We start from the raw sequence: 12,586 nt of genomic DNA, 5'->3' as shown, positions 1-12,586 counted from the left end.
GCCGGATGGGGATGGTTCTCGGCGCCATCATGCTGCTGCTCGTAAGCGAGTACGGCATGGTGCAGGTGCTGCGAAGGTTGATATGCTTATCTCAGCCAACGGAGGAAATGCCGATGACCCGGAACGGGCGCGTGGTGTTCAGCCAGATGGGGGAGGTGGTATTCGGCCGGCCTGCGGCTCAGGCAGTAGCTGAACAGGCTGCGCGCCTGGGCGCCACGCGCGTCCTGGTAATGGCAAGCGCCACCCTCGCGCGGGACACCGACCATGTTGCGCGCATCCGTGATGCACTCGGTCACCGGTTCGCGGCGCAATACCAGGGCATGCCGGCGCACTCGCCCCGCGGCGCCGTGCTGGACGCCACCCGCATGGCGCGCGAGGCGACCGCCGATCTGGTCGTCACGGTTGGGGGCGGCTCCCTCACCGATGCGGCGAAGGCGGTGCAGCTCTGTCTCGCCAATGACATCGACAGCACCGAGGCGATGGACCGGCTGCGCCCTGGCGGCCCGCTGCCGCAGGCACCGAGGCTGCGCCAAGTGGCGGTGCCCACCACCCTTTCGGCCGGCGAGTTTAGTGCCTTTGCTGGCGTCACGGATGAGCGCAGCCGGGTGAAGGAAGTGTTCCATAACCCCGGGACCATCCCCGCCGCCGTAGTGCTCGACCCGGCGATGACACTGGCGACGCCGGAATGGCTTTTCCTCTCCACCGGCATCCGCGCAGTGGATCATTGCGTCGAGGGGATCTGCTCCGCAGAGGCGCAGCCCTATGCCGATGCGCAGGCGCTGCACGGTCTGGGACTGCTCGCCTCCGGCCTGCCGCGGGTGAAGGCGGACCCGAGTGACCTCGACGCAAGGATGGATTGCCAGCTGGGTTCCTGGCTGTCCATGGCGCCGCTAGCTACCGGCGTGCCGATGGGCGCCAGCCATGGTATCGGTTACGTCCTGGGCGCCGCTTTCGACATCCCGCATGGGCACACCTCCTGCATCATGCTGCCAGCGGTAATGCGCTGGAACCGTGCGGCCAATGCGGAACGCCAGGCGAGGGTGGCTGCCGCCATGGGCCACCCGGGCGGCGAAGCGTCGGAGGCGCTGCACGCCCTGATCGCCGGGCTTGGCATGCCGCGCAGCCTGGACGCGGTCGGCATTGGGCGGGACGCCTTCCCCCGCATCGCCGAGCGCGCCATGGCCACACCCTGGGTGCCGCGCAACCCGCGCCCCATCGAAGGGCCGGCGCAGGTCATGGAAATCCTGGAGCTCGCGGCGTGAGCCGACTTGAGACTTACCGCGACAAGTTCTCGTGCCTCAGGATGCGGCGCGAGGATGGCATCCTGGAGATGCGCCTTCACACCGACGACGGCCCGCTGCGCTGGGGCTTGGTGCCGCATGGCGAGCTACCCGACGCCTTCGCCGAGGTGGGGCGTGACCGCGACAATCGCGTGGTGATCCTGACCGGCACGGGCGAGGAGTTCTCCGGCCTCCGCACCACGGCCGCGACGCGCTCGTTAGCCCAAGGCATCACCGCTGCGGCCTATGACCGAGTCCACTGGGAAGGCCGCGCGCTGCTGATGAACCTGCTGAACATCGAGGTACCGGTGATCGCCGCCATCAACGGTCCGGCTTGGCGGCATTGCGAGATCCCGCTGCTGTCGGATATCGTTCTGGCCTCCGAGACAGCGCAGTTTCAGGACTCGGCGCATTTCATGTCGGGCATGCTGCCGGGGGACGGCATGCACATCCTCATGCCACTGCTGATGGGGATGAACCGTGGCCGCTACTTCCTGCTGACCGGTCAGACGCTGAGCGCCCAGGAGGCGCTTGCCCTCGGCCTGGTGAACGAGGTGTTGCCTCAGGCACAGGTCCTGGACCGGGCATGGGAACACGCCCGCCTGCTGACGCAGAAGCCAACGCTGCTGCTACGCTACACAAGGCTGATGTTCACCGAGCATCTGCGGAAGCGCATGCAGGATCTGCTGGGCTACGGCCTGGCCATGGAGGGCTTGGCGCTGATGGATCAGCCGGAATAGCCCCGCCGGGGGCGGCGCGTCACCTGCCGCCGCCGGTCGGGTGCGGTCCTTTACAGGTAACTGGCGGCCAGCGTGGTGCCGTCCCGGCCGCGTAGCAGTTCCTCGCCAGCGCCGGCCAGCACCACCCGGCCGCGCCGCAGCACCATCCCCTGGCGCGAGACCTTCAGCGCCAGTGCCGCCATCTGCTCGGCGATGACGACGACGATGCCGCTCTTTGCAGCGTAGTCAGTGATGAAGCCGTAGATCTGCTGGACGATGATCGGCGCTAGGCCGAGCGAAGGCTCATCCAGCAGCAGGAAGCGCGGGTTGCGAATGGTGGTACAGGACAGGATCAACATCTGCTGCTGCCCGCCCGAAAGCAGCCCGGCGGCGGTGCGCGCCTTGGTCTCCAGGATAGGGAAGCGGGCATAGACCTCGGCCAGGGATGCAGCCAGCTTCTCGCGGCGGGCACCGAAGCTCCAGGCCAGCCTTAGGTTGTCCTCCACTGTGAGCTGGCGGAACAGCCGGCGGCCCTCCATGGCGTGCGCCACGCCGAGCCGCGCCCGTGCCGGCGGTGGCAGGGCGGTGATGTCCTGGCCATCCAGCAGCACCTGGCCGGCGACCACGGGTGCGATGCCGGAGACCGCCCGCATCAATGACGACTTGCCTGCGCCATTGGCACCGAGAATGGCGGTGATGCCACCCGGTGCGGCCTGGAGCGAGACGCCTTCCAGAGCCCGCACCGCGCCGTAGTGCACCGAGAGATCGCGCAACTCAAGCATGGGCGGCCTCGTCGCCGAGATAGGCGGCTATCACCTGCGCGTCGCTGCGCATGCCGACGATGTCACCGTGGTAGATCATCCGGCCGCTGTCCAGCACCACCACCTCGTCCACCAGCTCCGCCAGGAAATCCATGTGATGGTCGATGAGCAGGATGGCGATGCCCATCGCCCTCATGTCGCGGATCAACTGCGCGAGCCGGTCCATCTCCGTCTCGGACAGCCCCGCCGCGGGTTCGTCGAGCAGGATGACACGTGGGCGGGCGAGCAGGGCGCGGCCCACCTCGGCCATGCGGCGGGTTCCATACGGCAGGGTGTCGATCGGCCGGTCTGCCACCTCGGTGAGGTCCGACAGCGCCAGCACGGCCTCCACCAGCGCCAGTTGCGCGGCTTCCTCAGCGATGGCGCCGGGCAGGGCCAGCGTGGCGGCGAGGCCGCTGTGGCGCAGCTGGCGGTGCGCGCCGAGCAGCAGGTTCTCCCGCACCGTGAAATGCGGCACCAGGCGCGGGTCTTGGAAAGTGCGCACCACGCCGGCCGTGGCCACCTGGTGATCGGGCAGGCCGGTGATGTCGCGGCCGCCGAAGCTCACCTGCCCTGCGGCCGGCCGGTAGATGCCGGTGACGACGTTGACGAACGTGCTCTTGCCCGAGCCGTTGGGGCCGATCAGTGCGGTGATCCGCCCCGGCTCCAGCCGCAGCGAGACGTCATCCACTGCCACCAATCCGCCGAAGCGCATGGTGATGCCCTTGGCTTCCAGCGCGGTGCCGCCAACGTCCGGGCGCAGCGCCGTCGCATCGGCGCGCAGCCTAGCGGCGCGGGTCAGGGCGCGCGCCTTGATAAAGCGCGGTGCGTCGAACAGCAGGCCGCCGATGCCACGCGGCAGCACCAATAGGGAGAAGGTGAGGATCAGCCCATAGGCGATGAATTGCCATTCGGCGAAGACCTGCAGCCGTTCGGGCAGGAAGGTGAACAGCACAGCACTCAGCACCTGCCCCGCGATGGAGCCGAGGCCCCCGACGATGGCAATGACCAGCACCTCGATAGAGCGCGGCAGGGCGAAGCTCTCCGGGCCGAGATAGCCGACCAGATGGGCATAGAGCGCCCCCGCCAGCCCCGCCAGTGCGCCCGAGAGCGCATAGGCCAGCTGCTTGGTGCGGCCGGCCGGGATGCCGATGCTGCCGGCTGCGACCTCACTGACCTGGATGGCGTAGAAGGCACGGCCGATGCGCGATTGCGTCAGGTTGCGCACCAGCAGAATGACCCCGGCGGTTACGAGTAGGACAAGCTGGAAGTAGCGAAGCCCATCAACCTTAACGCCCAGAATCGTGAGCGTGCGCAGCGCCGCCGAAGGCACGCCGGGCAGGCCCATGGTGCCGCCGGTCAGCTCATTCCATTCTCGAACTACTTCGAAGAACACCATGCCGAAGCCGAGCGTCATCATCGCCAAGTAGACGTCGCGCACCCGGTTTGCGGGAAAGGACAGCAGCCAGCCAGTCAACCCCGCCAGCAGCACCGCCGCCGGCACGCCGAGCGTGACGTCTAGCTCATGAGTCTTCACCAGGATGCCGGTGCAATAGGCGCCGATGCCGAAGAAGCCAGCATGGCCGAGCGAGATCTGTCCGGCGAGGCCGGTGAGCAGGTTGATGCTCTGGGCGAAGATTGCGGCCACCAACACGAAGCTGGCGATCTGCAAGGTGCCGGGGGAGAGCAGCGGCGCCGCCAGCAGCAGCGCCAGCACCAGCGCCACCTGCACACGCCAGTCTGCGACGACTGCGCTCAGCCGCGATCGCAGAGCATTCATGCCTTGCTGACCTCCGGCCGACCAAACAATCCTTGTGGCCGTACGGCCAGCGCCAGCATCAATAACGCAAAGGCGATGCCGTGTTCCGCCGCGGTGGAAACGTAGCCGCCCACCAGCTTGCTGATCACCCCCACCAGCAGCCCGCCAGCCAGCGCGCCGAGCGAGCTACCCATGCCGCCCAGCACCGCGGCGACGAAGCCGAGCAGCACCAGGTCGAAGCCAAAGGCGGGGTCTACCGTACCGCCGATCTGGGCGATCAGCACCCCAGCCACCCCCGCCAGGATCGAGGAGAGCATAAAGGAGCCGAGGATCAGGCGCCGCACCGGAATGCCCTGCACCAGCGCCAGCTCCGGGTCGAGCGAGACGGCGTGCACTGCCTGGCCCCAGACGGTGCGGCGGATGAAGAGCTCAAAGGCCAGGATCAGCGCGACGGCGACCGCCAGCACCACCAGGTACTGCAGGGAGATGTACTGCCCGAACAGGGTGACGAAATCCTGCGCGTTGAACACCACGTCGGGGAAGGCCACCGCCTGGGAGCCGAAACACTTCGCCGCCATGCCTTGCAGAAAGATGCCAAAGCCGAGGGTCGAGACCACCCAGCCCATGCTGCCGCCGCTGGACTGCAGTGAGGGGCGCACCGTCCAGCGCTCGATGAACATGCCGAGCGCCGCGACGACGGCGAGGCTGCCCACCACCGCCAGTGTGATGGCAACGCCCTGGCTGGAGATGAAAACGGTGAGCATGGCGCAAAGCATCATCAGCGAGCCCTGGCCGAAATTCAGTGTCTTCGTCGTCCAGAAGGTGAGGTTCAGGCCGAGCGCGATGAGCGCATAGACCGCGCCCACGCTGATCCCGGCCAGCAGCAGCGAGAAGAAGAAGTCATCCATCTCTAGTCACGGAGCTCCAGCACCACACGGTCGCCGCGCTTCAGCATTTCGTAGGTGCCGAGATCCTCCAGCTTCAGCGCCACGTGGTTCTGCGGGGAGAAGCTGATGCGGCTGATCGTGGCGCCTTCATAATCCTTGGTCTGGTCCAGGGCACGGACCACGTCGGCGGCGGCGGTGGAGCTGATACGACGGATCGCGTCGATCAGCAGGTTGATGCAGTCATAGCCGCTGCCCACGGTGCCGGCGAGTGAGATGAGCGGATTAGCGGCGTCGGGACCGTACCAGCGATCGGTGCCAAACTTCGCACGGTAGAGATCGGCGAATTTTTGCGCCGCGCCATGCATCGGGCGGCGCCCAAAGGCGGCATGGTTCACCGCACGGGTACCCGCCACCAAGTCGCCGGCACCTTCAATATACGGCACTGTCACCGCGCCGGCGGCGCCGAACAGCGCGAGATTGATGTTTAGCCGGCTCATGTTACGGCGGATCACCGCGAAGTCGGCGCCCAGCCCGATGACCAGCATCGCCTCGGCATTGGCGCGCTGCACGCGGACCAGCTGGGCGGTCATGTCCTGGGCGCGCTGGTTGTAGCTTTCCACAGTCACCCGCGCGGCCGGCTTGCGCCGCATAATCTCCCGCCGCACTAGGTCGGCGCCGGTCACGCCGTAACCGGTGCTCTCATGCAAGATGCCGATGCGGGTAAACTCCGACAGGGCCGCCGCCAGTTTCTCGGACTCCACCAAATTGCCGATAGAGATGGAAAACAGGTTGGGCCGCGGCGGCTTGTCCGGACCATTAGGGTAAATGATGGTGGGCGTCTGCGCCTGCGGGTTGATGATTGGCCGGCCGTCGGCCTGGATCATGTCGGCGGTTGCCAAGGTGGGACCAGAGCCCGAGGGGCACATCAACCCGACGATCTCCCGGTTGTCGAGGATGCGGCGCAGGTTCTGCACCGCGCGATCCGGCACCAGCTGGTCGTCCAGTACCTCGGCCAGTTCCACCATGCGGCCATTAATGCCGCCAGCCTTGTTGCATTCCTCCACCGCGATCTGTGCGCCGCGATTGATGCCCTCGCCGAATTCGTTGAACGGGCCGGTGAGCGCGGCGGTGAAGCCGAATTTGATGGTGCCGGACTGCGCCCGGACCAGGCCGGGCAGCGTCAACCCGGCGGCACCCAGAGCCAGGCTCCTGCGGTTGATCTTCATGCTTGGTTTCCCCCTACGCTTCGCCGTCAGGATTTGCCAGTCGCCTGCAACTCCTCCAGCAGGATCGGCACGCCATGCGTGGTGCTGTGGATGCCGAGCACGCTGGTGAGCTCCAGCACCTCCATGATCTCCTGCCGCGTCGCGCCGAGGCGGATGGCATTGCGGATGTGCACGCGTGTGCCGGGCGCGTAGAGGTGCGTCGTTGCGGCATCGATGGCGATGTAGATGAACTCCTTTACCTTCGGCTCCAGCATGCCATGGCGCCAGGGTACCGAGGAGAAGTGCATGTAGGCTTCGAAGAAGTCAGGCGAGAGCGCGAGGACATGGTCCCACAGCTCACTCCAGTAGCCGCGCCTGGCGGTGAACTCCGCCCTCAGCCGCGCCTCGCGCTCGCCGCCCGCACCGGGCTGTGGCAGCTCCGCGCCGCGCCCGGCGGCAGCCATCTCCTCCACCAGGATGGGCACACCCTCCGTCACGCTGTGGATGCCGAGCACGGAGATGAGTTGGAGCACCTCCATGATCTCCTGGCGGGTGGCGCCGAGGCGCAGCGCGTTGCGCATGTGCGTGCGGGTGCCCGCGGCGTGCAGATGAGTCGTCGAAGCGTCGATAGCGATGTAGATGAACTCGCGGACCTTCGGCTCCAGCACGCCATTCCGCCAGGGCACAGCGGAGAAATTCAGATAGACTTCAAAAAAGTCGGGATCGAGGGCGAGCACCTGGTCCCAGACCGGGCTCCAGTAGCTGCGTGCCTCGGTGAACGCCTCCTTCAGCGCACGCTGGCGTGGCGAGAGCTCGCTCATGGCCGGTCGTTCCCCCCCTCTGAGCCCTGGACACGTATGCCGCGCCTCGACCGGCCGGAAGCATGCGGCATTGCACTGGGATTGAAAAGCGTCGTCGCGCCACATGGCGATGGCGCTGGGCGCAGCGGGCCCCGCACCCTGCGCCGGCGAGAAAGCGCCGGGTGGGTGCTTCGCCAACAAAGGTTCTGTTGCATGTTTGTGGTCTGGCGGGATCGCGGCCAAGCTAGGGCATGGCAAAAGGGCGGCTGGCAAAAGTTCGGGCGGATCTGAGCTTCAAGGGCCGGCAGTTACCGCCGAGGTGATCCTTTGGGCGGTCCGCTGGTACCTGATGTTCCCGATCAGCTACCGCGATCTCGAGCTCATGCTGCAAGACCGCGGCGTCAACATCGCGCACACCACGATCTTCCGCTGGATCCAGGCCTATGCACCGGAGCTGGAGAAGCGGATCCGGCCCCACCTGTATCCAAGCGATGGCTCGTGGCGGGTCGACGAAACCTATGTGAAGGTTAAGGGCCGCTGGACCTACCTGTACCGCGCGGTGGACAGCCGTGGTCAAACCATCGACTTCATGCTTTCGGCCAGGCGGGACACCGCAGCGGCGAAGCGCTTCTTCGGAAAGGCGCTGGGGCAGCCGCACACGGTAAACTCGCGCACTGTCACGGTGGATAAGAATCCGGCCTACCCACGCGCGGTGGCGGAGATGAAGGCAGGCGGTGAGTTGTGGCGACGCTCCCGGCTACGCCAGATCAAGTACCTCAATAACATAGTGGAGCAGGACCATCGGCGCATAAAGCGCCTGACCAGACCGGAGCTCGGCTTCGGCAGCTTCTGGACGGCGCGACGAACTCTGACAGGCTACGAGGTGATGGCGATGATGAGGAAGGGGCAGGTGCGGAGGGTTGGCGGACGCGATATCCGAGCCCAAGCGACCTTTGTCGTCGAGCTGTTTGACGTCGCTGCCTGATTTGCATGCCGCCAGGACCAGTCCCAGCCCACCACAGACTTTGCAACAGAACCAGTTTGGCCATTCCGGGGTGAGGCGGCGGAGCGGGTAAGCGAATAAGCTGGTGGCGTCTTGGCCAGAGGACCGCCCCCATGCTGACCCTGCCGGCCCGCTTCGCCGCGGTGATCCTATGCTTCGCACCGCTCTTTTTTCAACGGAGCTGGCAGCACGCTGAGGTGTTGCTGGTCGGAGCGATCCTGGCGCCGGGCCGGCGCACGGTGAGCAGCATTCTTCGGATTGCCGGGCTCAGCCGGGAGCGGCGGTTCGTCAACTACCATCGCGTACTGAACCGCGCTGCCTGGAGTGGGAGAGCGGCGGCGATGGTGTTGCTTGGCTTGCTGCTGAACGCCTTCGTGCCGGCAGGTCCGGTCCTCCTCGGTCTTGACGACACGATCGAGCGTCGCCGCGGCAAGCGGATCAGCGCCAAGGGGATCTATCGGGATCCAGTCCGCTCCAGCCACGGGCATTTCGTCAAGGCGAGCGGCCTGCGCTGGCTCAGCCTCATGCTGTTGGTCTCCATTCCTTGGGTCGGGCGGGTCTGGGCCTTGCCTTTCCTGACGGCGCTTGCCCCCTCGGAGCGTTACTGCCGCGAACGCGGGCGGCACCACAAGAAGCTCACCGACTGGGGCCGACAACTGGTTCTCCAGGCCCGTCGCTGGATGCCGGAGCGGCAGCTGGTGCTGGTCACCGACAGCGGCTTCTCCGCCCTCGAATTCCTGGCCGCGCTGTTCCGCCAGGAGGTCACCTGTGTCACCCGACTGCGTCTTGACGCTGCCCTGTACCAGCCGGCGCCACCACGCCGGCCCGGTGCTGTCGGGCGGCCACCGACCAAGGGCGCACGCCTGCCAACCCTGGCCGAGGTGCTGGTCGACCAGACCACCGGGTGGCAGCGCGTCACCGTGCCCGGCTGGTATGGCGAGGGCGACCGCGTGGTGGAGATCTGCTCCGACACCGCCGTCTGGCGCCATGCCGGCATGCCAGTGGTGCCGATCCGCTGGGTGCTGCTGCGCGACCCCTGCCGGCGCTTCAATCCGCAGGCCCTGCTCTGCACCGATCTGGCACAGGAGCCGCTGCAGATCATCCGCTGGTTCGTCCAGCGCTGGCAGCTCGAGGTCACCTTCCGTGAGGTGCGCGACCACCTCGGCGTCGAGACCCAGCGGCAGTGGTCGGACAAGGCCATCGCCCGCACGACACCATGCCTGCTCGGCCTGTTCTCGATCGTCACCCTGCTGGCGTCGCGCCTCGACAGCCGTACCCGGATCCAGGTCTCGGCCAGCGCCTGGTACCACAAGCAACGACCAACCTTTGCCGACAGCCTTGCCGCCGTACGGCGGGAGATCTGGAGCGAACAGGGTTTCGTCGTGTCCCGGCAATCCGTCGATGCGGCAAAACTCCCGCCAGCCCTCCGCGAAGGCATCGCCTACGCCCTCTGCCATGCTGCCTAAATGGCCAAACTCGAGCTAAGAGCGTTTTCCCATCAGTCTGGGTCATACCCGGCTGCGGCGAAGTAGTTGGTGCACTCGGCTGGGGTGAAGCTTGGGATAAAGCGGCCGATGGTGTCCCAAAGTCCTTCGACGGTGCGCTCAGCGGCTTTGCGGAGCAGCGCCTTGAGCTTGGAGAAGGCGTTCTCGATGGGATTGAAATCGGGGCTGTAGGGCGGGAGGTAGAGCAGGCTCGTGCCTGCGGCCTCGATGGAAGCCCTGACGCCCGCGCCCTTGTGGCTGCCGAGGTTGTCCATGATGACGACGTCGCAGGGCCGCAGCTCGGGCACGAGGACCTGGTCGACATAGGCCTGGAAGGCGCGGCCGTTGATCGGGCCGTCGAGGACCATGGGGGCGACCATGCCGGTGTTGCGCAAGCCGGCAACGAAGGTGGTGGTCTTCCAGTGCCCGTGCGGGATGCCGGCCCGCAGGCGCTCGCCCCGGGGTGCCCGGCCGCGGGTACGGGCCATGTTCGTCGAGGCCCAGGTCTCGTCGATAAAGACCAGCTTGGCGGGATCGAGGTCGATCTGGTCGTCGAACCACGCCCAGCGCCGCCTCAGGATGTCCGGCCGGTCCTGCTCCGCGGCATGGGCCGTCTTTTTTTCCACGTCATCCGGCGCCGGTCGAAGAAGCGCCACAGCGTGCCGATCCCGGCCGACACGCCCGCCTTGGCCAGTTCGGCCTGGATCTCCTTCAGCGTGATGTCGGAAGTCCGCTCGACCAAGCCCAGGATCAGCGGGGCATGCCCCTCGATCCGTGCCGTCCGGCGGTCTCCGCCCAGTGGCCCTGGTGCGACCGAGCCCGCCTCCCGCGCCAGCGTTGCCCAGCGGATCGCGCTCGACGCGCTCACCCCGAAGCGGGTCGCCGCCGCCCGGCAGGACGCACCGGCCGCGATCGCTGACACCACCCGCTCCCGCAAATCCACCGACAACGCCTTCGACATGCCCGGCCTCCCTCGCCAGGGATACTGAATCACCTCCCCACGTCCCCGTGGATCACAAGCGATTCAGTCAGACCGGAAACCGCTCTAGCGCTCGTCCGTTGGTCAGCGAACCGCCGCGCGTCGCGTCCGGTGAACGGGAGCGGCAGATGCGGAAGCGCAATATTCTGATCGGGCTGAGTGTCCTCACGACAGCGCTGACGGGCGCCGCCTACGCCCAGAGTGGACGCAGCGCCGCACTGACCCAGGTGGCGCGGTTCGACCACCAGGTCACCGGCGTCGCCGTCACTGCCGACGGGCGCCGCTTCGTCAACTTCCCACGCTGGACCGACGACGCGCCCATATCGGTTGCCGAGGTGATGGCCGACGGCGCGCTCCGGCCCTACCCCGACGTCAAGTGGAACAGCTGGCGCAACGCCAGGGCGAACGAGATGCCGGTCGGCGAGTTTTTCGTCTGCGTCCAGTCGATCGTGCCGGACGGCCACGGCAACTTGTGGGTGCTCGATCCCGGCGCGCCCGGCAACGAGAAGATCCTGGAGGGCGCGCCGAAGCTCGTCCGCATCGACCTGAAGACGAATAAGGTGACCAAGGTCATCGCGGTGCCCGGCGACGTTGCGCTGCAGGGCACCTACCTCAACGATATCCGGTTCTCGCCCGATGGCCGGACCGGCTACATCACCGACAGCGGCACGCGCGGCGCAATCATCGTCGTCGACTTGGAGGACGGAAAGAGCTTCCGAGCGCTTGATGGACATCCGTCGACTCAAATCGACAAGAGCGTCACCGTCGCCATCGAGGGCAAGCCGCTTGTCCGCCCCGATGGGCGGCAGCCTACGTTCGCGTCCGACGGCATTGCGATCTCGAATGACGGGAAGACGCTCTACTGGCAGGCGCTGACCGGGAAGACGCTCTATTCGATCGCCACCGACAAGCTGCGCCCCGACGTCAGCGAGCGAGAGCGCAGTGGCGCGGTGCAGACCGTTGCCACCACCGCTGTCGCGGATGGGCTGTGGATGAGCAAGGCTGGGACGCTCTACATTACCTCGCCGACCGATTATTCGATCAGGCGGCTCGCCGGGTCCGGGACGGAGATCGTCTTGACGGATAAGCGGCTACGCTGGCCCGATACGTTCGCCGAAGGTCCCGACGGGACGATCTACGTCACCGCGAGCCACATCCAGGACACGCAGTGGTTCACGCCGGGTGCCCCGCCGTCGATCCGCACCGAGCTGTTCTCGTTCGCTCCTACCCGTTGAGGATCGCCATGACCTACCTGCGCTACCGCGACGACATCGAGACGCTCGAACCAGACGAGCAGGCGACGATCGATGGCATCATCCAGGGGATGACCCAGCAGAGCGAGGTGGTCGAGAAGCGTGAGCAGCATGCCGTGCGCGCCAGCCATGCCAAGAGTTCGGCCTGCGTTGTCGGCACGCTGACGATCGCCGACGACCTTCCGCCGGAGCTGGCGCAGGGGTTGTTCGCCGAGCCGGGCACCTACGAAGTCGCGATCCGCTTTGCGCAGGGGCCGGGCGAGACGCTGGGCGATCGCGTGTCGACACACTGGCCTGCCCCCGTAGAAGTGGTCCGCCGGTGATGTAGCCTGGCGACTGCGGGGGGAGGTTCGGGGATGGCGAGGAAGAAGGCCCACACGCCCGAGGAGATTGTGGCGAAGCTGCGCCAGGTTGAGG

12 protein-coding genes are annotated in these 12,586 nt (G+C 66.8%); 6 read left to right on the top strand and 6 right to left on the bottom strand.

The window, feature by feature from the left end; genetic code table 11:
• The first annotated feature begins 11 nt into the window (after positions 1–11).
• Both HJG45_RS26895 and HJG45_RS26890 read left to right on the top strand, forming a co-directional pair.
• Positions 12–1,262, top strand: coding sequence for an iron-containing alcohol dehydrogenase (locus tag HJG45_RS26895; protein WP_254452829.1), 1,251 nt, complete (start codon positions 12–14; stop codon positions 1,260–1,262).
• The gene (locus HJG45_RS26890) at positions 1,259–2,020 is read left to right on the top strand and encodes an enoyl-CoA hydratase/isomerase family protein (protein WP_217363055.1); all 762 of its coding nucleotides are present in this window, start codon (positions 1,259–1,261) and stop codon (positions 2,018–2,020) included. The genes HJG45_RS26895 and HJG45_RS26890 overlap by 4 nt, the downstream gene beginning before the upstream one ends.
• 50 nt (positions 2,021–2,070) lie before the next feature.
• Here the strand turns inward: HJG45_RS26890 and HJG45_RS26885 are convergent, their stop codons facing one another.
• From HJG45_RS26885 to HJG45_RS26865, 5 genes are read right to left on the bottom strand one after another with little or no spacing between them, the layout of a single operon-like run.
• Complete coding sequence (locus HJG45_RS26885; protein ID WP_171616928.1) at positions 2,071–2,781, bottom strand: ABC transporter ATP-binding protein; 711 nt, start codon at positions 2,779–2,781, stop codon at positions 2,071–2,073.
• The gene (locus HJG45_RS26880; protein ID WP_368040685.1) at positions 2,774–4,516 is read right to left on the bottom strand and encodes an ABC transporter permease subunit; all 1,743 of its coding nucleotides are present in this window, start codon (positions 4,514–4,516) and stop codon (positions 2,774–2,776) included. Before HJG45_RS26880 ends, HJG45_RS26885 begins: the two co-directional genes overlap by 8 nt.
• Before the next feature lie 59 nt (positions 4,517–4,575).
• Positions 4,576–5,466, bottom strand: a complete 891-nt coding sequence (locus HJG45_RS26875) for a branched-chain amino acid ABC transporter permease (protein ID WP_171616924.1) — start codon at positions 5,464–5,466, stop codon at positions 4,576–4,578.
• Between the two features lie 2 nt (positions 5,467–5,468).
• Positions 5,469–6,671, bottom strand: coding sequence for an ABC transporter substrate-binding protein (locus HJG45_RS26870; protein WP_171616922.1), 1,203 nt, complete (start codon positions 6,669–6,671; stop codon positions 5,469–5,471).
• Positions 6,672–6,697: 26 nt separating this feature from the next.
• Positions 6,698–7,471 carry a carboxymuconolactone decarboxylase family protein gene (locus HJG45_RS26865; RefSeq protein ID WP_171616920.1) on the bottom strand — a complete coding sequence of 258 codons (774 nt, stop codon included), beginning with the start codon at positions 7,469–7,471 and terminating at the stop codon, positions 6,698–6,700.
• A 211-nt stretch (positions 7,472–7,682) separates the two neighbouring features.
• Between HJG45_RS26865 and HJG45_RS26860 the strand changes: the two genes are divergently transcribed.
• Both HJG45_RS26860 and HJG45_RS26855 read left to right on the top strand, forming a co-directional pair.
• Positions 7,683–8,435, top strand: a complete 753-nt coding sequence (locus HJG45_RS26860; protein WP_408902040.1) for an IS6 family transposase — start codon at positions 7,683–7,685, stop codon at positions 8,433–8,435.
• A 131-nt stretch (positions 8,436–8,566) separates the two neighbouring features.
• Positions 8,567–9,919: a transposase gene (locus tag HJG45_RS26855; RefSeq protein WP_171616918.1), complete on the top strand. Its 1,353-nt coding sequence runs from the start codon at positions 8,567–8,569 to the stop codon at positions 9,917–9,919.
• 32 nt (positions 9,920–9,951) lie between these two features.
• Here HJG45_RS26855 and HJG45_RS26850 read toward each other — a convergent pair.
• Positions 9,952–10,898, bottom strand: a protein-coding gene (locus tag HJG45_RS26850; protein ID WP_111472909.1) for an IS630 family transposase whose coding sequence is annotated in 2 segments (ribosomal slippage) — positions 9,952–10,559 and positions 10,559–10,898 — 948 coding nt in all. Because the reading frame shifts where the segments join, the coding sequence is not laid out codon by codon here.
• 146 nt (positions 10,899–11,044) lie between these two features.
• Here HJG45_RS26850 and HJG45_RS26845 point away from each other — a divergent pair.
• Both HJG45_RS26845 and HJG45_RS26840 read left to right on the top strand, forming a co-directional pair.
• Complete coding sequence (locus tag HJG45_RS26845; RefSeq protein WP_171616916.1) at positions 11,045–12,151, top strand: L-dopachrome tautomerase-related protein; 1,107 nt, start codon at positions 11,045–11,047, stop codon at positions 12,149–12,151.
• Between the two features lie 8 nt (positions 12,152–12,159).
• Positions 12,160–12,492 carry a hypothetical protein gene (locus HJG45_RS26840; RefSeq protein ID WP_207803088.1) on the top strand — a complete coding sequence of 111 codons (333 nt, stop codon included), beginning with the start codon at positions 12,160–12,162 and terminating at the stop codon, positions 12,490–12,492.
• Positions 12,493–12,586 lie beyond the last annotated feature (94 nt).

This window comes from Roseicella sp. DB1501, assembly GCF_013112485.1.
GTDB lineage: Bacteria > Pseudomonadota > Alphaproteobacteria > Acetobacterales > Acetobacteraceae > Paracraurococcus.
Note: the sequence above shows the minus strand (reverse complement) of the source record. Positions and strands in the feature narration are given on the sequence as shown.